This window comes from Curtobacterium sp. 22159, from assembly GCF_052045775.1.
Classification (GTDB): Bacteria; Actinomycetota; Actinomycetes; order Actinomycetales; family Microbacteriaceae; genus Curtobacterium.
In genome coordinates, this window is record NZ_JBQEPN010000010.1 from 66,745 (window position 1) to 92,282 (window position 25,538).

Here is a 25,538-nt window from a genome sequence, read left to right on the forward strand (position 1 = left end):
GCGCGGTGCCAGCTGGCACCGCGCCTCCAGGACCGACCGGACGGCGGTCAGGACGACGGGATCGCGTCCGCCGTCGGTGCGGCCTTGCCCGCTTCCACGGCCTGAAGGATCCGCTTGATCTCGGCGTCCTTGAGCTTCACCCAGGGCGAGCCGTCGGGGTCGCTCGTGGAGGCCTCCGGGCTGTCCCCCGTGTTCCACCACTTCGCCTGGTAGGGGATGCCGTCGAAGAGGACCCGCGCGCCCGTGTCGTAGCGCTTCGTGCCGGACCAGCTGTCGTAGGTGCCGGCCGGCAGGGTCACCGGCTTCACCGGCTTCTCGCCCTTCAGGACGGGACCGACGAGCTGCCAGGGCGTCTCGTACGCGCTGAGCACCGGGTCGTCGGGCAGGTCGCCGGACGTCCACCACTTCGCCTCGTACACGTTGCGGTGCCAGACGACCTTCGTGCCCTCGAGGTACGAGGCGTCCGCGCTCCACACCGGGTACGGGCTGGTCTTCGGGTCGTCCGTCGGCTGGACGGTCGCCGAGGGCTCGGCCTTCGTGACGTCCGAGGCGGCGGCGACGATCCCGCCGGTGAAGCCCTTGCCGAGGACGTCCGCGTAGAGCACGCCGTGCTGGTCCACGCCGGAGCAGGAGTCCGACACGGTCGACAGGTTGACGTAGTTCGAGCCGCACGTGGTGTCGCGGTTGAGGGACCACATCGACATCCGGCCGAGACCGCGGTCCCGGGCCCACGTGTTCAGCTTCCGGGCGTCGGCGAGCGTGAACACCTCGTCCTGCACGTCGTTCTGCCCGATCATCGGCGTCGCCCCGACCTTGTGCCACAGCGTGGCGGCGCTGAGCGGGGTGCCGGCGCGTTCGTACAGGACGCCGAGCTGTCGCTGGACCTCCTGCAGCGTCTGGACCGAGGCCGAGTACATGCTCTGGCTCGCGCCCTTGCCCTGGCCGTAGTCCATGGTCATCGCGTTCACGCCGGCGAGGTCGACACCGGCCTTGAGGAACTGCGCTACCGCGGTGGTGCCGTCGCTCGTGAGACCGGACGGCGCGGCGGGCAGCGTCAGCCACACGGCGAGCGGGTGCCCGGCGGCACGGCGCGCCGCCTGCAGCTCCGCGACCGCCTTCGCACGCCGCTGACCGGCGTCGTGGTTGGTGAGGTCGTCACCCTCGATGTCGTAGTCGACCGTGCTGACGTCGTACCGCTTCACGACCGTCTCGTACGCGCTCACCAGATCCGAGGCGTTCGTGCAGGTCGTGGCGAGCTCGTCGTTCGCGAGACCGCCGAACGAGACCCCGACCTCGCCCTTCTGCTGCTGCAGGCGGGCGATGCGACGGTCGAGGTCGAGCGTGTCCGACGCGCCCTGCAACGAGTACGCGGAGCCCCACGTCGGTGTGCAGGCGTCGTCGTGGTCGGCGACGACGAACGACAGCATGACGTCGCGCCCCTTCGCGGACTTGACGTCCTCGAACGCGAACGTCGGCGTGGCGGTCACGTCGGTGTACGCGGCGAACCAGGACTTCTGGGTCTCCGCGGCCTGGGCGGACTGCCAGCGGTCGAAGCCGACGTACCCGGCGGCGGCGAGGGCCGCGGTGAGCACCACCGCGATGCCGACGCGGAACGGCGAGAGTCGTCTCGTGGCGGACATCAGGCGGCGCTCCGTTCGTCGGTGTTCGTCGTGTGCTGGTCGGCGTCGAGGGCGGCGGTGCCGGGAGCGTTCCGCGCCCCGACGACGTCGGCGCCGTGCCGGACCGGCATGGTCTTGCCGCGGTGCCCGAAGTACAGGACGGCACGCCAGTCCTCGGTGACGGGCTCGAGCTCGGGCACGATCCCCTTCCGTGCACGTGTGCGGGCGGTGCGGGCGTCGCGACGGGCGGCCCGCCGTCCGGCACGGGCGGTCGGGTCGTAGTACATCCACTTGGTGGCCCAGAGCCACACGTCGACGACCGAGTTCCAGATGCCGATGTAGGCGACGATCGCGTACATGGCGAGCAGGGCGTTGAAGGCCGCGAACACGGCGTTGCCCCAGTTCTGCGCCTGGAAGTCGCGGGCGAAGGTGAACACCGAGAAGACGACCATCGCGTAGGGCGCGAGGACGTACAGCGCCGGCGAGGCGGTGCGGTCCCGGACCTTCGGCGTGCGGGCGAAGGGGATCTTCTTCGCCGTGAGCGCCTGCTGGATGCTCTTCAGCACCCCGGCGACGTTGACGGGCATCAGGATGAGGTTGAAGCCGTAGATGCGGAACACGTCGGTGCGCTTGTAGCCGCAGTACTTCAGGTCGCTCGACAGCAGCCAGAAGTAGGGCAGGGCGGCGAGGAGCACCATCGGGCTGAGCAGCCGCGAGTCGTACGGGTACGCCAGCAGGAAGATGAGGCCGAACGAGGCCCACGCGATCGACGCCATGTAGTTGACGCGCAGCGACATCTCGACGATGCCGACGCGTTCCCCGCGGGCACGCCGCTCACGGACCTGGCGGATGTACTTCGGCAGGATCAGCAGGCCACCGTTCGCCCACCGTCGGCGCTGCACGATGAGCGAGCCGAAGTCCGGCGGGGTCGCGCTGTACGACAGCCGCTCCGGGTAGTTCACGAGGGTCCAGCCGTGCATGCCGAGGTCGACGCTGGACTCGGTGTCCTCGATCACCGTGCGGTCCTGCACGTAGCGCTTCACCTCGAAGCCGCCGACGGTCTCGACCTCCTCGATGTCCCGGAGCGCCCGCGTGCGGATGACCGCGTTCGCGCCCACCCAGAAGGTGGCGTTGTGCCGCGACATGCCCTGGTGGAGGATGTGCTGGATGTCGGTGGTCGCACCGGCGAGCCGCTCGATGCGGGTGGCGGCGCCGCGGAACGACGAGTACGGGGTCTGGGTCACGGCGACGCGGGCGTTCTCCGGCTGCTCGAGGAAGTAGACCAGGCGCAGGCAGTAGTCGCGGAGCAGGACCGAGTCGGCGTCGAGCGTCAGGATGTAGTCCGACGCGGGGACGACCAGGTCGGCCGAGGCGGCGTCAGACACGGTGCGCAGGATCGTGCCGGAGGCGGTCTCCTCGAACGCGTACGAGCCACCCAGCAGGCCGATGTACGCGTTGAGGTTCATCGCCTTGTTCGCCTCGTCCGAGAGGTTCGCGTAGCGCTTCCGTTCGAACGTCGTGATCTCGGCCGTGAAGGTCCACGCCAGACGGCGCTGGAGTTCGAGGGCCCGGCGGCTCGTCACCTCGGTGAAGGCCTCGCCGGCGTCGACGGCGTCCACGATCGCGGCCTCGAGGGCTTCGGACGTGAGCCGGAACTCGTCCGCCAGCCCGATGAGGACCTGGTCGTGGAAGAAGTGGTCCACGTGGTCGAGGACGTCGTGCTCGCGAGCGTGACGTCGGAGCCACGCATCGGCCCAGCGGTGGTGCTCGACGAGGTTGCGCAGCCCGTCGACGCTCGCGAACGGAGCAGCCTCGGCCTCGACCTCGGCGGAGAGCAGCGCCTCCTGGAAACGCTGCGACGGGGCGGCGAGCTGGTTCTGGATCGTGGTGGCGACCGCGCGGGTCCGCTCGAGCTTCTCGAGGGTCTCCGGGTCGGTCGGGAACGGGTTGTCGTCGACGAGCAGCACGACCCGCAGCGACGGGTACTCCTGTAGCGCGGCGGACCACAGCGTGGTGGCCACGACGTCGGGCTCCTCGGCGTAGCTCGGCACGAGGACGGTCATCGGCGACTCGTGCCCCTCGGCGAAGTGCCGGTCGAGCTCGGCGCGCGGGACGCGGACGTGGGTGGCGAAGCGCTCCATCGCACCCTGGCGTGCCACGAGGTGCATGAGCGCGGAGAACGTCAGGAACGTGACGACCACGAGGTACGAGATCGCCTCGGTGGTGAAGCGGAAGCTCTCGGCGCCGTAGTCCAGGAACTGGCGGATCACGGTGTAGACGACGTACGCCAGCCAGAACGCGATCGTGAGGATGATCGCGACGCGGCCGGACACGAGCTTCCGGTCGGAGGGGCGTTCGTGCAGGGTGTCGAGCGGACGGGTCCGACGCTCGGACCCCCACTGGCGACGGCGCGCGGGAGCGCCGTCATGCTGTTCGGGCATGACTGTCCTTCGTTCCGCCGGACCAGCGCTCCGTCGGGTCGGGGCACTGTCGGGTAGTCCTGCGGTCGTCAATGACCGTATGGGGACAGAACGAACGGTGCAGACACCCGGAAGGGGGGTTTTGGGTGTGGCGTGCGGAAAACCGCAAGAAGTTGCGCGGTGCGCCTCCCGGGCGTGTCGCTGCCGCTCCCGTCGGCTGATCCGTGCTGGTGGTCCGGTCGTCCTGCCCCGGCCAGCAGGTCGGGGTGCGGTTGGACTGGAGGCGCGGTGCAGCTCCGCCAGGCACCGTGCGGAGGGCGTGGCGCCGGCGCAGCGGCCGCTCAGCGGTGACCGGTCAGCGACCGCGGGCGAGCAGCCAGAGCAGGTACGGCGCGCCGATGACCCCCGTCACGACACCGACCGGCAGCGCGTTCCCCGGGATCGCGAACTGCGCGACGAGGTCGCTCGCCAGCGTGATCGCGGCCCCGACGGCGGCGGTCGGCCCGAGCGCGACGCGCCCTCCCCCGACGAGCCGCCGGGCGATCGGCGCCGCCATGAGCGCGACGAAGGACACCGGCCCCGCGGTCGCGACGGCCGCCGCGGTGAGGCACACGGCGGTGAGGAGCAGCAGCACCTTCGCCCGGTTCGGCCGGAGTCCGAGCGCCGAGGCCACCTCGTCGCCGAGCGTCAGCACCGTGAGCCGTGGGGACTGCACGAGCGCGAGCGCCATGAGCAGGACGAACGCGACGGCGAGCACCCCGACGAGGTTCCGGTCGACGGCGTTGAGGCTGCCGGACAGCCAGAGGAGCGCGGTGCCCGCCTGGGTCACGGTGCCGCTCGTGAGCATCCACCCGGTGATGCTGAGGCAGATCGCCGCGACCCCGATCCCGACGAGGACCACCCGGTTGCCGGTGATCCCCCGCCGCCAGGCCAGGCCTGCGATGACGAGTGACACCACGACCGCGCCGACGAGCACGACGGAGAAGAGCGTGCCGCCGCTCGCACCGAACAGCACGATGGCGGTCAGGCCCGAGGCGCTCGCCCCGGAGGTGATGCCGACGACGTCGGGGCTGGCGATCGGGTTGCGGACGACGCTCTGGACGATGCCGCCCGCGACGGCCAGGGACGCGCCCACGAGGACCGCACCCGCGACCCGCGGCCCGCGGAGCTGCCCGATGACGAAGTCGGAGATCGTGTCGCCGTGGCCGACCAGCGCCGCCGCCACCTGCACGGGCGAGAGCGGGATCTCGCCGACACCGAGTCCGACGAGCACGAGCGCGACGAGCAGGACGAGGACGCCCCCGAGGACCGCCCACTCGCGGCGAGCGGCGGTCGGACGCAGGGCGGCGGGACGGACGGCGCTCACAGGCCCTGCACCGCCCGCGACCGGACGAGCCAGATGAACACCGGAGCGCCGATGAGCGCCGTGACGATGCCGACCTGCAGCTCCCCCGGGTACGCGACCACCCGGCCGATGACGTCGGCCACGAGCAGCAGTGCCGGCGCGACGAGGGCCGAGAGGAGGATCGTCCACCGGTGGTCCGGGCCGCTGAGCCGCCGGACGGCGTGCGGGACCGCCAGACCGATGAAGGCGATCGGCCCGGCGGCCGCGACGGCGGACCCGGCGAGCAGCACGGTGACGATCCCCCCGACCGCGCGCACGAGCACCACGCGCTGCCCGAGGGAAGCGGCGAGTTCGTCCCCGAGCGCGAGGGTGTTGAGCGATCGGCCGAGACCGAACGCCACGACGAGTCCGACGAGCACCGGGACCGTGATCACCCCGGCCGTACCGAGGTCCTTCCCCGCCAGCGCGCCGACCTGCCAGAACCGCAGCTGGTCGAGGAGGCTCTGGCTGGTGACGAGCACCGCGGTCGTGACGGACGACAGTGCCGCGGCGACGACCGCCCCGGCGAGGGCGAGTCCGACGGGCGAGAGCCCGCGCCGGGCGACGGCCGCGATGCCGTACACGAGCAGCGCGGCGAGCCCGGCGCCGACGAACGCGAACGGGAGGTACGCGGCGGTGCCGCTGACGCCGAACAGGGCGATGCCCGCGACGACGGCGAGCGCGGCGCCGGAGTTGATGCCGAGCACGCTCGGGTCCGCGAGGGGGTTCCGGGTCACGCCCTGCATCACGGCGCCCGCGACGCCCAGTGCGGAACCGGCGAGGAGACCGACGACGGTGCGCGGCACGCGGTTCCCGAGGACGATGAGCCCGATCTCGTCGTGCCTGCCGGGGTGCAGGACGGTGTCGAGCACGGTGCCGAGCGGGATCGGACGCGAACCGAAGGCGACGGACAGTGCGACCGCGACGGCGAGGACGACCACGGCCAGCACGGTCGCGCCGACGAGGCGTGGCGCGGAGCTGGGCGCTGGAGGGGTGGGCGACGGGGAACGCATGGAAGTGAGGCAACCCTAACCCACGAGCCCGTTCGGCGACCCCCGAGCAAGCCGTGAGCAGCCGCAGGGTCCGTTCATAGGTCCGTCATGGGAAGCGGGCTTGTACTCGTACCCATCGACGCCCGACCGGGTCGTCGAGGGACGACCGGAGAGCACCGATGAACGAGACCCCGAACCCCGCCGCCGACGAGAACGGCGCCGCCCGCACCGATGCAGCGCAGCCGCAGGCCGGGGCGACGTGGGAGGCACCGCACGCCGACCCGTCCACCCTCCGCTCGGCGTACGCGTTCGACGGCAGTGGCCCGTACCTGTACGGTCCGGACGGCTCCGGCCCCTACGCCTACGCCCCGGACGGACGCGGACCGTTCCTCATCGGGAGCCCCGCGCTCCCCGGGTTCCAGCACGGCTGGGTGCACGGTGCCGCGGCCGCGAACCACGGCACGAAGCGGCCGCGTCGGCTCGGGCTCGTGATCGGCTCCGGGATCGCGGCGCTCGCGATCGTGGGGGCCGCGGGCGGGACCGCGCTCGGGCTGTCCTCGCACAGCACGACGACGACGTCCAGCCAGTCGCAGGGCACCACGCTGCCGGGCACGGGCACCGGCTCTGGCACGGACAGCGGCAGCGGCACGAACGGGTTCACGGTCCCCGGTGACGGCAGCGGGGACAGCGGGAGCTCCGGCAGCACCGGCGGTTCCGGCACGAGCACCGAGTCGGCGGCGACCGCGGCGACGAGCGCCCAGAAGAAGGGCGTCGTGACGATCAACACCGTGCTGAACTACGACGAGTCGTCGCAGGCGGCCGGAACCGGCATGGTCCTCAGCTCGAACGGCACGGTCCTCACGAACAACCACGTTGTGCAGGGAGCGACGAGCATCACCGTCACGGACGAGACCACCGGCAAGCAGTACAAGGCGGACGTCGTCGGGACGGACGCCACGCACGACGTCGCCGTGCTCAAGCTCGAGAACGCCTCCGGCCTCTCCACCGTGACGCTCGACGACGACGGCGAGCCGAACACCGGCGACACCGTGACCGACGTCGGCAACGCCGAGGGCACCGGCAACCTCGTGGCTGCCCAGGGCACCGTCACGGCCACCGACCAGGACATCCAGGTGCAGAGCGAGTCCGGGTCGGGCACCGAGTCCCTGCAGGGCCTCATCGAGGTCGCGGCGGACATCGTCTCGGGCGACTCCGGTGGCCCGGTGCTCGACAGCGAGGGCGAGGTCGTGGGCATGGCGACCGCCGCGTCCTCGGGTTCGGCGGACGTCACGGGCTACGCGATCCCGATCACGACGGCGAAGTCGATCGCGGACAAGATCCTCGCGGGCGAGTCCTCGTCGACGATCACGATCGGCCTGCCGGCGTTCCTCGGCGTCGAGGTGAGCGGCACGGCGTCGACCGGCGGCGTCGCCGTGGCCGGGACGGTGACGGGGTCCGGTGCGGCGTCGGCCGGGCTCGCGGCGGGCGACGTCATCACGAGCATCGACGGCACGTCCGTTGCGAGCTCGGATGCGCTGACCTCGGCGATCCAGTCACACGCGGTCGGGGACAAGGTGACGGTCGGCTACACCGACAGCACCGGCGCGGCGAAGACGGTGACGGTCACCCTCACCGCCGGCCCCGCAGCCTAGTCACCCGAGGAGGGCGCGCACGACCGAGCGGTAGACGTTGGCCCAGCGGGCACAGTGTCGGGAAAGCGGTCACCCGAGGAGGGCGCGCACGACCGAGCGGTAGACGTTCGCCGGGGAGTCCGTCGTGAAGACGGTCTCCCCGGCCTCCGTGCGTCCGACGCGCGCGAAGCCCTGCCCGTCGGCGTGCACGACGACGACGGGGTTCGGCTTCCCCGGGCGCCGCAGGGACGACACCGTCCACGGCGCCGCCCAGAAGCGCGCGAGCCGGGGGTCCGCCTCGGCGATCGCCGCCGGCAGGTCGGGCGCCACGTCGGCTCCGCTGGTCCTCCGCCCGAGCAGGTCCGCCCGGAGCGACCGCGTGCGGAACGGGAAGGTCCACGCCGGACCGATGCCGAGCCTCCCGGCCATCGTCCGCACCACCTGTTCGACCGGCAGTCCGGCGATCACGCCGCCGGTCTCGTCCGTCCCGTCGACGACGGTCTCCGACCAGGCCTGGAGGCGCGTGGTGCGTCCGTCCGGGAGCCGCTGTTCGAGCGTGACGGGTTGCTCGTCGCGCTCCCAGGGGCCGAGCAGTGCCTGGGTGGAGTCCGGCAGCGTGCCGAGGCGGCCGACGAGGCCGGACTCGATGAGTTCCCGGCCGGCCGGGCTGCGGAGGAGGGCGGGGTTCCAGCGGCGTCCAACCAGGCTGCGGAGCGTGGTGAGCGCCTCCGGGCCGAGGTGCACGCCCTCGACGGCGGGAGCGGGAGCGGCGGCCGGGAGCGGCTCGGGGTCGCGCTGCACCCGCGACGGACCCGGTTCGGCCGCCCGCACGGTGTCGAGCACGGCGAACACGAGGTCGTCAGTGGCGAGCATGCGCGCGAGGGGGCGCTCGACGGTGAGGTCGACGCGGTGCCGTCCGGTGACGAAGAGGAGGTGCGCTCCCACCACGTCGCCGCCGTCGTCGGGACGGACGTACTCGACGAGTCGGGCCGGCGCTCCGACGCTCGTCCACGGGTCGCACCCGATGAGCCGGAGTCCGTCGACGGCGCCCGGCAGCCGTTCGAGGAGGCTGGTGTGCTCCTCGGCGATCGTCCGGTCGCTCGGACGGGACCGGACGGTGAGCACGACGTCGTCGCCGGTGACGCGCAGGTCCGCCTGCGCCGTGTCCTCGCGGCGCCACGCGTCGGGGCGGCGGAGGGTGAGGCGGGCGGTGCGGTCCTCGGTGCCGAGCGGGACGGGGACTGCCATGGCACGAGGCTACGTCGGCGGCCCCGCTCGGCACGTGGCGGCTCGCCGGGGTCGCCCGGACGGTCAGGGACGCCGGGTGCGCGGCGCGGGTGGCGGCGGGACCGGCTTCGCGGCGAGCACGTCGACGAAGGCGACCTCGACCGGACCCCGCCGGGTGTCGATCGTGACGCGCAGCGCGGACCGGGCGGTGAGGGTCCCGAGGGCGTCCCGGGCGCCGTCGCCGTCGCGTGCCCGGACGACCAGGCGGTCCCCGATCGACGCCGACCGCAGCACGCCGAGCGCGTGGGTGCGGGCGAGCGCGTCCTGCTGCCCGGGCACCTGCTCCACACCGCCAGCGTACGGGCGTCCCGCCTAGAGTGTGGGGATGGCGAAGGCACGCGTGGACAGCTGGATCTGGGCGGTGCGCATCACGAAGACCCGCTCCGCCGCGACCGCCGCGTGCAAGGCCGGCCACGTCCGGGTGAACGGGGAGCGCGCGAAGCCCGCCCAGCCGATCGGCCCCGGGGACGAGGTGCGGGTGCGGCAGAACGGCTTCGACCGGATCGTCGTCGTCACCGGCATCATCCTCAAGCGGACGAGCGCGCCCGAGGCGGCGAAGCACTACGAGGACCGGACCCCGCCGCGCCTGCCCAGGGAAGAGGCCGGGTTCGTCCCGGTGCGGGACCGCGGGGCGGGTCGTCCGAGCAAGCGGGAGCGCCGCGACCTCGAGAAGCTGCGCGGCTACTGACCCGCGGGCTTCGGCTTCCCGGACGGATCGACTCGCTCCGGCATCAGACGAACCGGACGGTCTGCTGCAGGCGGTCGCGGATCTCGAACACGTCGACGCTGCCCTCGGGCGACCACACACCGTTCAGGACCTGACCGAGCGCACTGCGCCGGACGACGAACGCCGTGGGCTTGCGCGGGGAGCCGACGAGCTGCACGTCCTCGTCGACCGCGGAGTCCGGCACGACGAGCAGCCGGCCGGTGAACCGCACGCGGGTCTGCTTCTGCACGGCTCGCGCGGCCCGGACGAGTTCCTTGACCGGGCGCTCCCCGGGCGCGAGCGTCTCCCCGACGATCTCGCCGTGCTCGATGCGCACCGGGGCACCCCAGTCGATCGACTCGAGCGCCCACAGCCCGCTCGGGGCCAGTACGGCGTGGTCGAGCTTCCCCTCGGCGCCGGCGTCGAGGTCGTGCCAGACGGTCACGCCGATCCCCATGTCCGCGACGATGGACGCCGTCGCTTCCTCGGCGAGCGCCTCCGCCAGCAGCCGTCGGATGTGGCGTGGTGCGGAGCGGACGAGGGTGGGGTCGTAGGGGTCCTCGATCGGGTCGCCCAGGCCGACCCATTCGCGTTCGGCCTGGAGGAACACCTCGCGCGACCGTCCGCCGGGGTGTCCGTGGGAGCGTGCCCGGGGGCGGGAGTCGCGCCGTGCTGCCGGGGGCGCGTACGCGTCGCGACCGGCACCGTCCCTCCAGACCGACGATCCCGACGGACCCTGCGCGCCGGACGTGCCCGGTGCGGCGGCCCCGCGCGAGCCGGCGTCGTAGGCGCGGCGGGCGGCGGGGGTGCCGATCCGCTCCCACGCGATCTGGACCTGGCGGAAGCGGCGCGCGTCACCGCCGAGGTCCGGGTGGGACTCCCGGGCGGCGCGCCGGTACGCGCGGCGGAGTTCGTCGTCGTCGGCGGTGGCTGCGACGCCGAGGACCTCGTACGGGGTGGCGTCGGCCGGGCTGTCGGTCATGGCCCTGCGACACTACCCGAGCCAGCGTCGGAGTCAGCCGCGTGGCTCCTGAGCGCTGCCTGGAGCATCGCGGGGCGGTGCGTGAGCGCTGCGCGACCGGTCCGCCGCGGTGCGGTCAGGCGACGGAGAACGTCACCGGGGCGCCGAGGAACGCACCGAAGCGGCCGGCCGCGGCGTCGAGCGCCCGGGTCGCGGCTGCGTCGAGCGGTTCGAAGGGGGTGACCGTGACACGGACGTCCCGGGAGCGCTCCGTGCGGGTCCAGGTGCCGACGACCCGTCCGCGGACCACGGCCATCGGCAGGAACACGCCGTTGGCGCCGGGGACGACTCGGTCGGCGTGGGCGGTGTCGAGTTGGGCGGAGCGGTCGGCGTACCCCAGCAGGTACTCGTCGAACCCGGGCAGGAGGTGGCCGGTCGGTACACCGCCGACGCCCGGGCGGTCCGCGAGCGCGAGGAGTCCGTCGCTGAGGTCCTCGACGGTGTCGCCGGCAGCTGCGCGTGCTCGCCGGACGTCGCCGAGCGGCAGCTTCGTCCACGACGCGGCGTCGGCCTCGGTCGCCGGGCCGCGTCCGCGCAGGTACCCGGTGAGCACACGACGGAGCGCCTCGTCGCGGTCGGGGACGTCCTCGGTCGGCGGTGCCCACTCGTCGAGCAGCACGATGCCCTGTCCGACGCGTGCCGTGGGGCCCCAGGCGAGCAGCCCCTCGAGCGCGAGGCGGAGCAGCAGGTGGTAGCCGCGGCCGCCCGTGGGGTCGATGCCGGCGGCCCGGTGGACGGCGAACAGCTCGTCGCGGACGAGGGAGCGGCCGCCGGAGAGTGCGCCGACGGTGGCCGCTCGTGCCGTCGCCGTGACGGTGTCGTCGATGCCGAGCTGCGCAGCGCGTCGGGCGATGGACCGGATGGTCCGCTCGGCGGTCAGGGAGAGCACGAGCCGGAGGTCGTCGGGCCGCATGGCGTGCAGGGTGTCCCGCATCGGCCACGAGCGCACGAGTGCACCGCGGTCGAACGCCGCCCGGACGTCGTCGCGCGTGGCCCCGGGCGACCGCACACCGATCGCCCACAGCGCCTGGCCGAGGTCCTGCCCCTGCACGGCGAGCATGCGCTCCACCGCGGCGGCCGGCGGCAGGCCGGGGACGCCGATGCCCTGCGCCGCCATCCGTTCCGCGCGGAGCCCGGCGGGTGTCCAGCGAGCGGGCACCGTGCTCACGCGACGGCGGCGGTGATCTCGTCGGCGTGCTGCTCGAGGTAGGCGACGTCGGCCCGGTAGAGCTCGGCGTGTCCGTGTGCGAAGTCGCTGACGAACTTCGGGTTGCCCGCCGCCGCCTCGGTCTCGATCGTCGTGACGAGAGCGACGAGCGATGCGGTCATGGTGTCGGCGAGGACCGCACGCGACCGCTCGTCGAGGTCGTAGGCGCGGCAGAACTCCGCCGCGCGGTCGAGCCGTTCGTCGAGGGAGGGGGCGGTGGAGCCCTCGACGACGCCGGTCGTGAACGGGGCGAAGCGGTACACGGCGCTGGCGACGTCCCACACGCGGGGGCCGGGGTGGGCGGTGTCGAAGTCGATGAGCCCGATCGCCGCGACGCCGTCGTAGACGCAGTTGTAGGGGGCGAAGTCGCCGTGCACGATCGTCTCGACGGGCAGCCGTCCGGCCTGGGACCACACGTCGCGGTGGTCGTCGCGCGGGAACGTGGCGGCAGCGTCGTGGTAGTGCCGGAGCAGGCGTGCCGTCGTGACGAGGGCGGCTTCGCTCGCGACGTCGGCGGTCCAGGGGTACTCCCCCGCGGCGCCCGGCACGAACGACACGGTCTCGAGCGTGTCCCCGAGCTCGATCGGTTCGGGGGCGGCCACGAACCCCTGTTCGTGCAGGTGGGCGAGCAACCGGTGCACGGTCGGCGTCCACGGTCCGGCCGGGCGGTGCACGCGGTCGTCCGCCCTGGTGATCCGTTCCATCGGGTCCTCCTGTCGGCACGTCTCCGTTGACGTGGAGGCCCAGCGTATCCGGGGTCGCCGGGTGTCGCGTGAACACGGCGTGACATGACGGCATGCATCCTTGCATGCAAGGCGTACGATGGCTCCGTGAGCACGTCGAGCACGAACACCCCCGTCCCGGCCGCGGCCGATCGCGCGTACGAGCACGTCAAGCGGGCGATCATCCGCGGCGACCTCCCCGGCGGTACCGCGATCAGCGAGAACGCCCTGTGCCAGGAGATCGGCGTGTCCCGGACGCCCGTGCACGAGGCGTTCCTGCGCCTCGCCGCCGAGGACCTCATCACGCTGGAGTCCCGGAAGGGCGCCGTGGTCCGCCCGATGTCGCCGAACGAGGCCGCCGACGTGCTCGAGATGCGGGAGGCGATCGAGTCCACCGCCGCGGCCAGGGTCGTCGCGGACGGTCGCGTCGCCGACGTGGCACCGACCCTCCGGGCCGTGCTCGCGGAACAGGAGCAGGCGGTCGCGACCGGGGACGTCGACCGGTTCGTCGAGCTCGACGCGGAGTTCCACGGGGCCGTCATCGGCGCCTCCCGGAATTCGATCGCCGTCCTGTTCGCCCGCACCCTGCGCGACCGGCAGCAGCGGCTCCGGCACCAGCTCATGCGACTCCGACCGGACCAACTGCAGGCATCGCTCGACGACCACCGCGCCCTCGCCGACGCGCTCGACGCCGACGACGCCGGCCACTACGCCGAGGTGCTCCGTGCCCACGTCGCCTCGCACCGGGGTGCCCTGTGAGCGCGAGCGGTGCCACCGGGAGCATCCCGACGACCGGCTCGGTCGCCGTCCCGCGCGCCGGGGTCCTGCCGTGGGTCGCGGTCTGGGGTGCGGTGTTCGTCTGCTCGTGGGGCGGCAACCAGTTCTCCCCGCTCCTGCTCATGTACGAGGAGCGCGCGCACTACTCGTCGCTGCTCGTCAACGTCCTCCTCGGCGTGTACGTGCTCGGGCTCGCGCCGGCACTCCTCGTCGCCGGGTCGCTCTCGGACCGGCACGGGCGTCGTCCGCTCATGCTCGCCGGCATCGTGTCGGCCGTGGTCGGCAGCGGACTGCTCGCGTGCGGACCGCTCGGCCCCGGCTTCCTGATGGCCGGACGGCTCTTCTCCGGCATCACCGTGGGCATCGCCATGGCCGTCGGCAACAGCTGGGTGAAGGAGCTCTCGCAGGGCCGGTTCGACCCGACCGCGGACGCCGGCTCCGGTGCCCGGCGGGCCTCGCTCGCGTTCACGCTGGGCTCCGCCTCGGGCGCGCTCGTCGCCGGGCTCATCGCGCAGTGGGGTCCGATCCCCGAGGTGCTGCCGTTCCTCGTGCACATCGTGGTCGCCGTCCCGTTCGCCGTCGTCGTCTGGCGCACCCCGGAGACGAACCGCACGGGCGGCCTCCCCGGTCCGTGGTGGAAGCAGCTCGCCGTGCCGAGCGCCGGACACCGCCGCTTCACCCGCGTCGTGCTCGTCGCGGCACCGTGGATCTTCGGCTCCGCGGCCATCGGGTACGGGTACCTGCCGACGAAGCTCGCCGGCGCGACCGGCACGTGGGGGCTCGTGTTCGCGACGGCGGCCACCGTCGTCGCGCTCGGGGTGTCGAGCGCGGTGCAACCGTTCGCCAAGCGCGTGCACTCGGCCGTGTCGGCCCGTGGGCTGGTGACGGGCGTGGCGCTCATGACCGCCGGCATCGCCGTGGTCGTCGTCGCGATCCAGCTGCAGTCCGTGGTGGTCGGGCTCGTCGCGAACGTGGTGATCGGGCTCGGGATCGGCCTCGCGCTCGTGTCGTCGCTGCTCGAGGTGCAACGGATCGCGGGCGCGCGCGACCTCGCCGGACTGACCGGGGTGTTCTACGCGGCGGCGTACGCCGGGTTCCTGGCACCGGCGGTGATCGCGGCGGTGGGGAACGTCGTCGCCGTGCCGGTCGTCCTGTGGGTGGTCGTCGGGCTCGGCGTGCTGTCGTGGGCGGCGGTGCTCGTGTCGTCCCGGAAGCACATCCCGGGCGACGCCGACTGATCAACGGCGTGCCGCCGGGCCGCACGCACCAGGAGACGAGGCGTCAGCTCGGGAACCGGTCGCGCAACCACGCGGGCCCGTGGGGCACCGCTCCGAGCGCCTCCACACGCTCCCGCAACCCACGGTCCGCCGTCACGACGACGACCGGGCCGTCGCCGGCGCCCACAGCGGCACGCGCGGCGTCGACGATCGCGTCGTCGCCCGACCCCGGTGCACGCACGACCCCGACGACCTCGCCGGCGCCGGGCACCGCGGTCGCCGGGTCGGCAGCGGCCCGCGCCTCCCCCTCGAGCACCACCGTCCACCGCGGCCACCACCGGTCGAACGGCAGGTCCAGCGCCGCCGCCGGCAGTCCCGCCGCGGCGAGCGCCCCCACCGACGCGACCAGCCGCGCGGCCGCCCCGGCCCGGTCCTTCCACCAGCCGTCCGGGACGCTGCCGACGACGTTCGCCGCGTCCACCACGACGTGGGGCGTGGTCGCCATCCGGTCGCGCAGCGCCGGCCAGGCGGCGCCGAACCCGGGGTGCAGTGGCAGGTCGTCGACGTCACGCGCGGGCACCCACGCCAGCTCGAGGCTCTCGCGATCCGCGATCACCGGTTCGAAGGGCCTGGAGGCGCGCCCCACCACGGTCGTGTAGGTCCAGAACCCCAGGTCGAGGACGGACGTGTGGCGCAGGTCGACCCCGTCGAGGGGCACGCCGGCTTCCTCCGCCGACTCGCGCAGGGCTCCGGTGACGGCGTCCTCGCCCTGGTGACGCGCTCCGCCAGGGATGCCCCATGTGCCGCCGTGGTGGCTCCACTCGACGCGGTGCTGCAGCAGCACGCGACCGGCGCCGTCGTCGACGAGGAGACCGGCGGCGCCGAAGATCCCCCACGCCTTCGTCCCGTCCGGGCCGATCGCCCAGGCGTCGCCGGGGTCGCGGGGGCCGGGAGGGGGCCCGGGAGGCGTTGCATCTGGCACGTCCTCAACCCTCCCACACGGCACCGGTGCTGTGACGGCCGGTGGTCGCAGAGCGTCGTGTACGGTGTCGTCCGAGACACGGGGTGCCGCAACCGGCGGCTGAGATCACACCCGTCGAACCTGCTCGAGTTCGTACTCGCGAAGGGATCGTCCATGCACACTGCTGCGCCCGTACCCGCTGCACCCACCGGTGGCGCCGAGCCCGACTGGGCCGACCGGACCGCCACGCTCCTCGAGGCCGTCCGGGGCCGCGCTCCCCTGGTGCACTGCATCACGAACACGGTCGTGCAGAACGTCACCGCGAACGTGCTGCTGGCGCTCGGCGCCTCGGCCGCGATGGTCGACGTCGTCACCGAGGCCGGACCGTTCGCGCGCGTGGCCGACGCGCTGCTGGTGAACACCGGCACCCCACACGCCGAGCCCCGCGCCGCCGCCGAGGAAGCCGTCGCGGCCGCGGTGGACGTCGGCACGCCGTGGGTCCTCGACCCGGTCGCGGTCGGTTCGCTCCCGGTCCGCACGGCACTGGCGCGACGCCTCCTGGCCGCGGGTCCGACGGTGCTGCGCGGCAACGCCTCCGAGGTGCTCGCGGTCCTCGGCGCGTCGGCGGGCGGCCACGGTGTCGACAGCACGGTCGGCGCGGACGACGCGCGGGACGCCGCGGTCGCCGCGGTCACCGCTCCGGGCGGTCCCGGGAGGCGCGTGGCCGCGGTGGCCGTGTCGGGTCCGGTCGACCTGGTGGTCGCGCCCGGCACCGGCACGGTGCGGGTCGCGAACGGCACGGAGCTGCTCACCCGGATCACCGGCGGCGGGTGCGCCCTCGGAGCGGTCGTCGCCGCGTTCACGGCCGTGTCGCCCGGGGACGCCGGAGCCGCGGCCGTCGCAGCCACCGCGGTGCACACCATCGCGGCCGAACTCGCCGCGAGGACGTCCGGCGGTCCGGGCACGTTCCAGCCGCTGTTCCTCGACCGTCTGGCGTCGCTCACCCCCGAGGACGTCGTGCGCGAGGCCCGTATCACCGTCGAGCCGTCGGCGGTGGTCGCGTGAGCGCCGCGGCGGACCTCGGCGTGTACCTCGTCACCGACGGTCGGCTGTCGGACCGGCACGGGATCGGGGTCCTCGGCGTGGTCCGGGCCGCGGTGCACGGCGGGGTGCGCCTCGTGCAGGTGCGTGACAAGGACGCCTCGGCCCGGGACCTGCTCGCGCTGAGCGCCGCCGTCGCGGACGCGGTGGGCGACCGGGCGACGGTGGTCGTCGACGACCGCCTGGACGTCGCACTCGCCGCACGGTCCGCCGCGCACCTGGTCGCGGGCGTGCACCTCGGGCAGTCCGACGTCCCCGTCGGGGTCGCGCGCGCCCTGCTCGGTCCGGACGCGCACGTCGGGTTGACCGCGAACACGCCGGAGCACCTCGCGGCCGTCGCCCGGCTCCCGCACGGCACCGTCGACCTCCTCGGGGTCGGCGTGGTGCACCCCACGGCGACGAAGGCGGACCACCCGCCGGCGCTCGGCCACGAGGGGTTCGCGCGGCTCGCGGCTGCGACGGAGGTGCCGTGCGTGGCGATCGGCGGGGTGACGCTCGACGACGTCGCACCGTTGCGTGCCGCCGGTGCGGCCGGGGTCGCCGTGGTGTCCGGCATCTGCGCGGCCGCCGACCCCGGTTCCTCGGCGGCCGCGTTCGTCGCCGCGTGGACCGGCGCGGGCCCGGCGGGCGACCCGCTCGGTCACGGGTCGGATGGTCCGCCGGACCGCAGGCGGGTCGGTCCGGGTGATCCGTTCCTCCTGGACGTCGCCACGCGCGACGAGGCGGACGCGTGAGCGGCGGTGGACGCGTCCCGCGCGTCCTGTCGATCGCGGGCACCGACCCCACCGGCGGGGCGGGGATGCAGGCCGACCTCAAGGCCATCGCCGCCCACGACGGGTACGGGATGGGCGTCGTCACCGCCCTCGTCGCGCAGAACACGCGCGGTGTGCGGTCGGTGCACGTGCCGGACGTGGCGTTCCTCCGCGAACAGCTCGAGGCCGTCTCCGACGACGTGGCCGTCGACGCCGTGAAGGTCGGGATGCTCGGCACCGCGGACGTCGTCCGGACCGTGGCCGAGTGGCTCCGGGCGAACCGGCCGCCGGTCGTGGTGGTCGACCCGGTCATGGTCGCCACGAGCGGCGACCGGTTGCTCGACACGGACGCCTCCGCGGCCATCGGCGAGCTGCTCACGCTCGCCGACCTCGTGACGCCGAACCGGGCCGAGCTGAGCGCGCTCGCGGAACTCGCGGGCGCGGAGTCGGTGGCGGCGGCGGACGGGCCGATCGCCCAGGCGCTCCGGGTCGCGCGCGCCTGGGACGTGCTGGTCCTCGCCAAGGGCGGCCACGACGGCGGCGACACCTCCGACGACGTGCTCGTGTCGGCGTCCGGCGTCGTCCGGACGTTCACCGCCCCGCGCGTCCGGACGACGAACACGCACGGCACGGGGTGCTCGCTGTCGAGTGCGATCGCGACGCTGGTCGTCCGCGACGGCGACTGGGAGCTCGCGATCGGCACCGCGAAACGGTGGCTGACGCAGGCGCTGGAGGGCGCGGACGCGCTCGACGTCGGCACGGGCTCCGGGCCCGTCGACCACGGTGCCGTCGTCCGTGCTGCGCTTCCGGAGGTCTCCTGGACGGACCGCTGGTGGGACGACGTCGGCGGGGTGCTGCAGGACACGATCGCGTGCGCGTTCCTCGTCCGGATGCGCGACGGCACGCTCGATCCCGAGGTGTTCGCCGGGTACCTGGCGCAGGACGTGCACTACCTCCGCGCCTACGAACGCCACCTGTCGCTGCTGGCGACCTGGTCGACCGGCGAGGAGTCCGCGTTCTGGGCCGCCGCCGCGCAGGGCTGCGCCGACGAGGCGCGCGACCTCCACCACCGACGGCTCGCTGGCACACGGGGCGACGACGCCGTCCTCCCGACGTGTGCGGGGTACCTCGCCCACCTGGAGGAGGCCGCTGCGTCCGGCGATCCTGGGGTCCTCGCGGCCGCGGTGCTGCCGTGCTTCCGGGTCTACGCCTGGGTGGGGACACGGTTCGGCACCGTGCCGGACGAGCACCCGTTCGCGGACTGGGTCCGGGCGTACGACGACCCGGGGTTCGCCGAGGCGTCGGCTGCGGCGACCGCCTGGGTCGAGCGGCGTGCGGCTGCGGCGACGCCGGCGGAGCGGGGCGCGATGACCCGGGCGTTCCGCCGGTCGACCGAGTGGGAGCTGGCGTTCTTCCGGATGCCGCTGGAGGAGGGACGACTCAGCGCGTCCAGAGGGTGACCGTCGCACCGGCGACCCGCTGCGGTTGCCGCGCCGAGAAGCCCGCCGCCCGCACCTGCCGGACCAACGCGGGGTCGCCTGCCGCGGGCACCGCCACCCAGACGCGGTGCTCGTGCCGGAGGCGCCGCTCGAGGGCCTGCCCCCGGACGAGCACGTCGGAGTACGTGCCCGTGCCGGCGTAGGACCGGAGGAACGCGACGTCGTCCAGACCGTGGAACGCCTGTGGGTACGCGGCCAGGGCGTTCCGGGGACGGAGCGACACCGTGCCCCGGTCGGACAGCAGGTACCCGTCCCCGGGCCGGGCGCCGTCGTGCACGACCGCGGCGACGGACCGCAGGTCGATCCCGGCGGGCTTGCCCAGCGGCGTCCGCGCGTGCACGTCCGCCGGCACCGCGGCGACGACGATCGCGGACGTCAGCACCCAGACCACCGCGGGTCGCCACGAACACACCGCGAGCCCGACCAGTGCGGCGACCGCCGGCGTCACGATGCTGAGGTACCGGGGCGTGAAGAGGGGGCTGACGACCACGCTCGCCACGACGAGCACGACGGTCGGGACGACGATCCAGGCGAGGAGGACCACGACGAGGCCGCGCTCGCCGGACCACGGACGCCCTGCGCGTCCGGCCCGGTCGGCACGGTCGGCGCGTCCGGCACGGTCGGCGCGTCCGGCCCGCACGGCTGCGACGGCGAGGACGAGGGCCACGAGGGCGGCCGACCACCAGGACTGGTCGAACACCGGCTCGACGACGACCGTCCAGATCGTGATCGGCTGGGACCGCAACCAGTCGATCTGCCCGCGTTCCCCAGCGGCGACGACGAGGACCGGCGCCGCCAGGAGCAACGCACCCATCAGCGAGAGCCCGAGCGGCGCCACGCGCCGTCCCGCGCCGGAGCCCACGCGCTCCGGCAGGAGTGCGGCGAGCACGACGGCGGGGACGACCAGGAGCGCGTACGGGAACACCGCCGCCGCGAGGCCCGCCGTGACCGCCAGCGCGACCCACCGCCGGGCTCCCCCGTCCCGACCCGCGCGCAGTGCCCACACCACGGCCCACACGACGAGCGCCGTGCTCAGCGCGTACGACCGGGCCTCGACCCCGTTGAAGGAGACACGCGGCAGCACCGTGAACACGACCGCCGCGACGAGCGCCGCCACGGGCCGGTCCCGGTCGGGCGCCGGGTGACGGAGGAGCGCGAAGACCCCGGCGGCAGCGACCCCGACGGCGATCGCGGACGGAGCGCGGACGACCACCTCGGCCTCACCGAACCACCCGATCCAGACGTGCACGAGCAGCGCGTACACCGCGTGCACCGCGTCCTTGTGCTGCACGAAGTCGAGCAACTGGTCGACCGGCAGTCGTGCGAGCCGGAGCGTGGCGGCCTCGTCGTTCCAGTACGACGGGATCCCCGCGCCGACGGACGTGACCACCGCGGACAGCAGTCCGACGAGCCACGCCGACCCGCGGACGTCCCAGGGTCCGGCACGGTCGTGCGCACGCGGGACCCGGCGTCGCCTCGGGTCCTCCCGCAGCACGGTGTGGGACGTCACCGGCGCGGGGGCAGCCGGACGAGCTCGACCGTCAGCGTGCAAGCGTCGACAGTCCCGCGCATCCAGGTGTGGTCCGGCTGGCGGCGGCGGTCGGTGGGCGATCCGGGGTTGAGCAGTCGGAGCCCGTTCGGCGCGACGGTGTCCCACGGGATGTGCGAGTGCCCGAACACGAGGACGTCGACGTCCGGGTACTCCGCCGCCATCCGGCGCTCCCGGCCGGACGCGGCCCCGGTCTCGTGGACGAGCGCGAACCGCAGCTCCTCGACGGCGAACCGCGCCACGAGCGGCAGCCGGTCGTCGAACTCGGGCCCGTCGTTGTTCCCGCGGACGCCCTCGAACCGGCGCGCACGGCCCGCGACGGCGTCGAGCGTGGCGGTGTCCACCCAGTCGCCGGCGTGCACGACGAGGTCCGCGGCGTCGATGTCCGCCCAGAGCGGCGCCGGCAGGTCCTTCGCGCGCTTCGGCAGGTGCGTGTCCGAGAGCAGGACGAACGACGTCGTCACGGTGCCGCGCGCCCCGGGACCGGCAGTCCGGCCTCGTCCGCCGCGCCGAGGCGTTCGAGCAGCCCGGCGAGCAACGCGACGTCGTCGTCCGACCAGCTCGCGAGCCGTTCGTCGAGCGCGTCGCGGTGCAGCTGCACGGACCGCCGGAGCGCCGCACGCCCGGCGTCCGTGACCTCGAGCGGCTTCGCGTTCCCCGTGCCGCCGTCTGTCGTGCGGACCAGACCCGCCGCGAGCAGTCCGGAGAGCTGCCGCGAGATCGTCGACCGGTTCAGCCGCAGGTACCGGGCGATGTCGATCGCCATGCAGCCGGGGTGCTGCACGACGAAGTCGACGAGGGACTGGTCGACGACGCTCAGCACGCCCTCGGAGCCACGGGCCCGGATGCTCGCGCGTCGGGTGATCCGCGAGAGTTCCGTGTAGGCACGCTCGATGTCGCTGTCGCGGACACCGGGCTTCGCGTCGCTCATGGAAGCACTCCAGCCTGTCGTCGCCGGTGCCGACCGGCGGTGGTCGTCCGGCAACCATACCGGCGGGTACGGCGCGGTCCCGCTCAGCGACCCGCTGCCGCAGCCTGCAGCGCCGGGATGTCGAGCTTCACCATCTGCATCATGGCCTGGAACACGCGGGCGTTCGCCTCGGGGTCACCCGACCCGGTCATCAGCTCGCCCATCATCGACGGGGTGACCTGCCACGCCACACCCCACCGGTCGAAGAGCCACCCGCACGCGGAGGGCCGCCCGCCGTCGGCGAGGAGCGCGTCCCAGACGCGGTCCAGCTCCTCCTGCGTGTCGACGTCGACCTGGAACGAGATCGCGTCCGTGTGCTCGTGGCCCGGGCCGCCGTTCATCGCCCGGTACGGCTTGCCGAGGAGCGTGAACTCCACGACGAGGGTCTGCCCGTCCGGGGTCCTGCTGACACTGTCGATGCTGCTGTCCGGGAACAGGCTCACGTAGTACTCGGCCGCCTGCTGCGCCTGGTCGTCGTACCAGAGGAACGGGGTGATCGTGGTCATGGGCGGGGCCTTCCGGTCCGGCTCAGTCCGCAGCGCCGCGGATGAGCAGGTCTGCCTTCTCGGGGTACTCGTCGAACCACTTGCCGACGAACCAGCACATCGGGACGATGCGCTTCGTGGTGTGCTGCTCGACGTCGTCGACGGCGAACTCGACGAGTTCCGCGGCGTACCCGTGGCCGCGGTGCTTCGGCACCGTGTAGGTGTGCGGGAACGCGATCGCGTCGCCGTTCTCGCGGTAGTCGAGCACGCTCACGAGCTCGCCACCGACGTACATCGCGTAGCGGTCCCGATCTGCCTCGTCGCGGAACTCGTGGTCCATGCCGCCATCATGCACCCTGAGCGACTCCACCGGATGCGACGGGAATGCCCACGACGGGGACCGGCGTTGCCTGGACACCATGACGACAATCGGCATCATCGGCGCAGGCAACATCGGTTCCCAGCTCGCCCGGCTCGCGGTGCGGCACGGCCACCAGGTCGTGATCGCGAACTCGCGCGGCCCCGAGACCCTCACGCCGCTCATCGACGAACTGGACGGCATCGCGTCGGGCGCGGCACGCGCGGCCACCCGCGACGAGGCGGCAGCGGCGGGCGAGATCGTCGTGGTGACGACCCCGCTCGCGGCCATCGAGACGATCCCCGTGGAGCCGCTCGTCGGCAAGGTCGTCATCGACACCAACAACTACTACCCGCAGCGCGACGGGCAGATCCCGGCGCTCGACGACGAGACGACCACCACCGCGGAACTGCTGCAGGCGCACCTGCCTGGTGCCCGGGTCGTGAAGGCGTTCAACCACATCGGCGCGGCCGACCTGACCGGCGACGCCTCTCCCGCAGGAACCCCCGGCCGCCGCGCCCTCGTGGTCGCCGGGGACGACGACGATGCCAAGCGCACCGTCGCCGACCTCATCGAAGAGTTCGGCTTCGACGTCGTCGACGCCGGGCCGCTCGCCGAGGGCTGGCGCATCCAGCGCGACACCCCCGGCTACGTCGCCCGGTTCACCGCCGACGAGCTCCGCGGCAAGCTCGCCGAGGCGAAGCGCTACCGCGACATGTAGCCCTCAGCGGGTCGTGCCGCCCTGGCCCCCGTCGAAGATCACGGTCATTTCCGCGATGTCGTCCTCCGACGGGGTCCAGGCGGTGCCGGCCTCCGCGTTCTGCCGGACCTGCTCCGGCTTCGTCGCACCCGCGATGACGCTCGACAGCCCGGGCTGGGCGAGCAGCCACGCGAACGTCGCCTGCAGCATCGTGACCCCGCGTTCGTCGCAGAACCCCTGGAACTCCTCGAGGACCGACCACGGCGCGTCGGCGAGCACCTGCGGCTTCGCCTTCGTCAGACGCCCGTCCTCCGGACCCCCGGACTTCGTGTACTTGCCGGTCAGCAGGCCGTTGTACAGCGGGAAGTACGGCAGGAACCCGAGGGCGTAGGCACGGACCGCTGGCAGGACCTCGTCCTCGACCCCCCGGGCCAGCGGGCTGTACTCGTTCTGCGCGGACACGAAGGCCGTCGTCCCGGCGATCGCGGCGGTGAGCTCCGCCTCGGCGATCTGCCAGCCGGCGAAGTTCGAGTGGCCGATGTACCGGATCTTGCCCTCGCGGACGAGGTCGTCGAGCACCGACAGGGTCTCCTCGATCGACGTCACGTCGTCCGGGCGGTGCATCTGGTACAGGTCGATCCAGTCCGTGCCGAGACGTCGGAGCGAGGACTCGACGGCGAGCCGCACGTAGCGACGGGACCCGCGGACGCCCCAGTCCGGGCCGTTCGCGCCCTGCATGTCCATGCCGAACTTCGTGGCGAGCACGATCTCCTCGCGGCGCCCGGCGATCGACTTGCCGAGCATCTCCTCCGACTGCCCGGGCCGCCCGCCGTAGATGTCGGCGGTGTCGAAGAGGGTGACGCCGGCGTCGAGGGCAGCGTGGACGACGGCGTCCGTGCCCTCCTGCGTCTCGGTCCGGGTGCCGGGTCGGCCGAAGTTGTTGCAGCCGATGCCGACGGTGGAGACGACGAGTCCTGAGGGCCCGAGCGGGCGGTGTTCGATTCCGGTCATGCCCCGACCGTACCGGCGACCCCGGAACTGGGGCTGCGAGCGGCCGTCCGCTTCCGATTAGAACTGACGATGGATCAGCGTACGGAAGGAGCACCGCAGTGGCATCGCATCGCCTGCCCGACGAGGACCGACCGCGTCGCGCGGTCCCTGCCTGGGTCACGGCTCCGCCCGAGAGCGCTCCGGAGGTCCTGGAGGCGCGCCCCGCCCCCGTCGCCTCGGCACCGGTCCCGGAGACGGTCGCCACCGCGTCGCCCGCGGCGCAGTCCGCACCCGCACTCCCCGACGCCGACGTCGTGGTCCCCGACTTCCCGCCGCAGGAGGACCTCCTGCCGCCGGCGCCCACCTCCCCCGCGGTCGAGACGGTCCCGTTCGAGACGGCACCGGCGGACCGGACGCCGCACGGGCCGCCCCCGGTGTCGCCGATCGACGCCGCACCTCCGGCCCCGCCGACACCCGCCGTCCCCACGGTCGGCCAGCCGCGCTTCTCCGTCCCCGGTCTCGAGCACGTCGTCGTCGAGGGCGCCGAGCCCGAGCCGTCCGGTCCGATCGGCTACCGGACCCCGGCCCGGTTCGCCCGCCAGCAGCGGTCCGCCGCTCCCGTCCCCGCGCCGCAGCCCGACGCGGCGACCCGTCCCTTCGACGCCGTCCTCGCCGCGGGCGCCCCGGCGGCCCCCGCCCACCCGGTACCCGACCCCGCTCGTCGGCACCCGCGTGCCGCCGCGACACCGACAAGCGACGCCGAGACCGTCGGCAGCGTGGCGACACCCGCACCGCCGGCGGACGGCACCGAGACGCCGGAGGCCGAGCCGCGCCTCCAGGACGGCACGGAGGTCGCGCGCCGACCGCTCGTCGGCGCCACCCCGGGTGCCGCCCTCGGCGCGGTCACCGGCCTCGCCGCGCTCGGGCTGGGCGCCTGGTGGTTCACGGCACCCACGACGGTGCACGCGGTCGGGGTCCTGCTCGGCGTGCTCGCGCTCCTGCTGTCGTCCGCGACGCTCCGGAACCCGGCGGCGACGTGGCAGCGACCGGTCGCCCTGCTCGGCGCCGTGCTCGGCGGTGTCGGCACGCTCGTGCTGTTGTGGGCCGTGGCCTCCGCGGTGCTGCCGCTGGTCGGCGTGACCCTGCCGGACATCACGGGCAGCGGGACGGCGCCGACGCTCGCGCCGTAG

General features: G+C 73.8%; 25 protein-coding genes and 1 riboswitch. Of the genes, 9 read left to right on the top strand and 16 right to left on the bottom strand.

Translation table 11 applies throughout. The features are described from left to right. Positions 1-47: 47 nt before the first annotated feature. From ACTJKO_RS12575 to ACTJKO_RS12590, 4 genes are all read right to left on the bottom strand, one after another. Positions 48-1,640 (bottom strand): chitinase, encoded by a 1,593-nt coding sequence (locus ACTJKO_RS12575; RefSeq protein WP_440689178.1) that lies wholly within the window; start codon positions 1,638-1,640, stop codon positions 48-50. Continuing rightward, complete coding sequence (locus ACTJKO_RS12580; protein ID WP_440689180.1) at positions 1,640-4,060, bottom strand: glycosyltransferase family 2 protein; 2,421 nt, start codon at positions 4,058-4,060, stop codon at positions 1,640-1,642. The genes ACTJKO_RS12575 and ACTJKO_RS12580 overlap by 1 nt, the downstream gene beginning before the upstream one ends. Positions 4,061-4,394: 334 nt before the next feature. Continuing rightward, entirely contained in the window at positions 4,395-5,405 is a 1,011-nt protein-coding gene (locus ACTJKO_RS12585) for a FecCD family ABC transporter permease (RefSeq protein ID WP_440689182.1), read from the bottom strand. Continuing rightward, the gene (locus ACTJKO_RS12590) at positions 5,402-6,436 is read right to left on the bottom strand and encodes a FecCD family ABC transporter permease (RefSeq protein WP_440689184.1); all 1,035 of its coding nucleotides are present in this window, start codon (positions 6,434-6,436) and stop codon (positions 5,402-5,404) included. The genes ACTJKO_RS12585 and ACTJKO_RS12590 overlap by 4 nt, the downstream gene beginning before the upstream one ends. 158 nt (positions 6,437-6,594) lie before the next feature. Here ACTJKO_RS12590 and ACTJKO_RS12595 point away from each other — a divergent pair, with 158 nt between their 5' ends. Continuing rightward, on the top strand, positions 6,595-8,067 hold the full coding sequence (locus tag ACTJKO_RS12595) for a S1C family serine protease (protein WP_440689186.1): 1,473 nt from the start codon (positions 6,595-6,597) through the stop codon (positions 8,065-8,067). Between the two features lie 69 nt (positions 8,068-8,136). On the opposite strand, the gene ACTJKO_RS12600 is transcribed toward ACTJKO_RS12595, so the two are convergent. Then, complete coding sequence (locus ACTJKO_RS12600) at positions 8,137-9,294, bottom strand: hypothetical protein (protein WP_440689188.1); 1,158 nt, start codon at positions 9,292-9,294, stop codon at positions 8,137-8,139. Positions 9,295-9,357: 63 nt separating this feature from the next. Further along, the gene (locus ACTJKO_RS12605; protein ID WP_440689190.1) at positions 9,358-9,621 is read right to left on the bottom strand and encodes a hypothetical protein; all 264 of its coding nucleotides are present in this window, start codon (positions 9,619-9,621) and stop codon (positions 9,358-9,360) included. A gap of 37 nt (positions 9,622-9,658) precedes the next feature. Here ACTJKO_RS12605 and ACTJKO_RS12610 point away from each other — a divergent pair, with 37 nt between their 5' ends. Beyond that, positions 9,659-10,021 carry an RNA-binding S4 domain-containing protein gene (locus tag ACTJKO_RS12610; RefSeq protein ID WP_440689192.1) on the top strand — a complete coding sequence of 121 codons (363 nt, stop codon included), beginning with the start codon at positions 9,659-9,661 and terminating at the stop codon, positions 10,019-10,021. Between the two features lie 43 nt (positions 10,022-10,064). On the opposite strand, the gene ACTJKO_RS12615 is transcribed toward ACTJKO_RS12610, so the two are convergent. From ACTJKO_RS12615 to ACTJKO_RS12625, 3 genes are all read right to left on the bottom strand, one after another. Then, positions 10,065-11,021 (bottom strand): J domain-containing protein, encoded by a 957-nt coding sequence (locus ACTJKO_RS12615; protein WP_440689194.1) that lies wholly within the window; start codon positions 11,019-11,021, stop codon positions 10,065-10,067. 115 nt (positions 11,022-11,136) lie between these two features. Then, positions 11,137-12,228 (bottom strand): winged helix DNA-binding domain-containing protein, encoded by a 1,092-nt coding sequence (locus ACTJKO_RS12620; RefSeq protein WP_440689196.1) that lies wholly within the window; start codon positions 12,226-12,228, stop codon positions 11,137-11,139. Beyond that, positions 12,225-12,971, bottom strand: a complete 747-nt coding sequence (locus ACTJKO_RS12625) for a phosphotransferase enzyme family protein (RefSeq protein ID WP_440689198.1) — start codon at positions 12,969-12,971, stop codon at positions 12,225-12,227. The genes ACTJKO_RS12620 and ACTJKO_RS12625 overlap by 4 nt, the downstream gene beginning before the upstream one ends. Positions 12,972-13,097: 126 nt before the next feature. Between ACTJKO_RS12625 and ACTJKO_RS12630 the strand changes: the two genes are divergently transcribed. Continuing rightward, positions 13,098-13,748, top strand: a complete 651-nt coding sequence (locus ACTJKO_RS12630; protein ID WP_440689200.1) for a GntR family transcriptional regulator — start codon at positions 13,098-13,100, stop codon at positions 13,746-13,748. Beyond that, on the top strand, positions 13,745-15,004 hold the full coding sequence (locus tag ACTJKO_RS12635) for an MFS transporter (RefSeq protein ID WP_440689202.1): 1,260 nt from the start codon (positions 13,745-13,747) through the stop codon (positions 15,002-15,004). Before ACTJKO_RS12630 ends, ACTJKO_RS12635 begins: the two co-directional genes overlap by 4 nt. Positions 15,005-15,047: 43 nt before the next feature. Here ACTJKO_RS12635 and ACTJKO_RS12640 read toward each other — a convergent pair whose 3' ends face one another. Then, positions 15,048-15,965, bottom strand: a complete 918-nt coding sequence (locus ACTJKO_RS12640; protein WP_440689204.1) for an NUDIX domain-containing protein — start codon at positions 15,963-15,965, stop codon at positions 15,048-15,050. Positions 15,966-16,034: 69 nt separating this feature from the next. Beyond that, positions 16,035-16,130: riboswitch (TPP riboswitch) on the top strand. Here ACTJKO_RS12640 and thiM point away from each other — a divergent pair. The 3 genes from thiM to thiD all read left to right on the top strand — a co-directional run bounded on the left by thiM (position 16,119) and on the right by thiD (position 19,257). Then, entirely contained in the window at positions 16,119-17,009 is an 891-nt protein-coding gene (gene thiM, locus ACTJKO_RS12645) for a hydroxyethylthiazole kinase (protein ID WP_440689206.1), read from the top strand. It overlaps the preceding riboswitch by 12 nt. Beyond that, positions 17,006-17,779: a thiamine phosphate synthase gene (gene thiE / locus ACTJKO_RS12650; protein ID WP_440689208.1), complete on the top strand. Its 774-nt coding sequence runs from the start codon at positions 17,006-17,008 to the stop codon at positions 17,777-17,779. Before thiM ends, thiE begins: the two co-directional genes overlap by 4 nt. After that, positions 17,776-19,257, top strand: a complete 1,482-nt coding sequence (thiD, locus tag ACTJKO_RS12655) for a bifunctional hydroxymethylpyrimidine kinase/phosphomethylpyrimidine kinase (protein ID WP_440689210.1) — start codon at positions 17,776-17,778, stop codon at positions 19,255-19,257. The genes thiE and thiD overlap by 4 nt, the downstream gene beginning before the upstream one ends. On the opposite strand, the gene ACTJKO_RS12660 is transcribed toward thiD, so the two are convergent. From ACTJKO_RS12660 to ACTJKO_RS12680, 5 genes are all read right to left on the bottom strand, one after another. Further along, on the bottom strand, positions 19,238-20,806 hold the full coding sequence (locus ACTJKO_RS12660) for a glycosyltransferase family 39 protein (protein WP_440689212.1): 1,569 nt from the start codon (positions 20,804-20,806) through the stop codon (positions 19,238-19,240). The genes thiD and ACTJKO_RS12660 overlap by 20 nt on opposite strands. Next, positions 20,803-21,309, bottom strand: a complete 507-nt coding sequence (locus tag ACTJKO_RS12665; protein ID WP_440689214.1) for a metallophosphoesterase family protein — start codon at positions 21,307-21,309, stop codon at positions 20,803-20,805. Before ACTJKO_RS12665 ends, ACTJKO_RS12660 begins: the two co-directional genes overlap by 4 nt. Next, the gene (locus ACTJKO_RS12670) at positions 21,306-21,776 is read right to left on the bottom strand and encodes a MarR family winged helix-turn-helix transcriptional regulator (protein ID WP_440689216.1); all 471 of its coding nucleotides are present in this window, start codon (positions 21,774-21,776) and stop codon (positions 21,306-21,308) included. Before ACTJKO_RS12670 ends, ACTJKO_RS12665 begins: the two co-directional genes overlap by 4 nt. Positions 21,777-21,859: 83 nt before the next feature. After that, a complete protein-coding gene (locus ACTJKO_RS12675) occupies positions 21,860-22,321 on the bottom strand; it encodes a VOC family protein (protein WP_440689218.1) in 462 nt (153 codons plus the stop codon). A 22-nt stretch (positions 22,322-22,343) separates the two neighbouring features. Further along, entirely contained in the window at positions 22,344-22,640 is a 297-nt protein-coding gene (locus tag ACTJKO_RS12680) for a GNAT family N-acetyltransferase (protein WP_440689220.1), read from the bottom strand. Positions 22,641-22,719: 79 nt separating this feature from the next. Here ACTJKO_RS12680 and ACTJKO_RS12685 point away from each other — a divergent pair, with 79 nt between their 5' ends. Continuing rightward, positions 22,720-23,379 carry an NADPH-dependent F420 reductase gene (locus tag ACTJKO_RS12685; protein WP_440689222.1) on the top strand — a complete coding sequence of 220 codons (660 nt, stop codon included), beginning with the start codon at positions 22,720-22,722 and terminating at the stop codon, positions 23,377-23,379. Between the two features lie 3 nt (positions 23,380-23,382). On the opposite strand, the gene ACTJKO_RS12690 is transcribed toward ACTJKO_RS12685, so the two are convergent. After that, complete coding sequence (locus ACTJKO_RS12690; protein WP_440689224.1) at positions 23,383-24,369, bottom strand: aldo/keto reductase; 987 nt, start codon at positions 24,367-24,369, stop codon at positions 23,383-23,385. Between the two features lie 98 nt (positions 24,370-24,467). On the opposite strand from ACTJKO_RS12690, the gene ACTJKO_RS12695 reads away from it, so the two are divergent. After that, positions 24,468-25,538 (top strand): hypothetical protein, encoded by a 1,071-nt coding sequence (locus ACTJKO_RS12695; RefSeq protein ID WP_440689226.1) that lies wholly within the window; start codon positions 24,468-24,470, stop codon positions 25,536-25,538.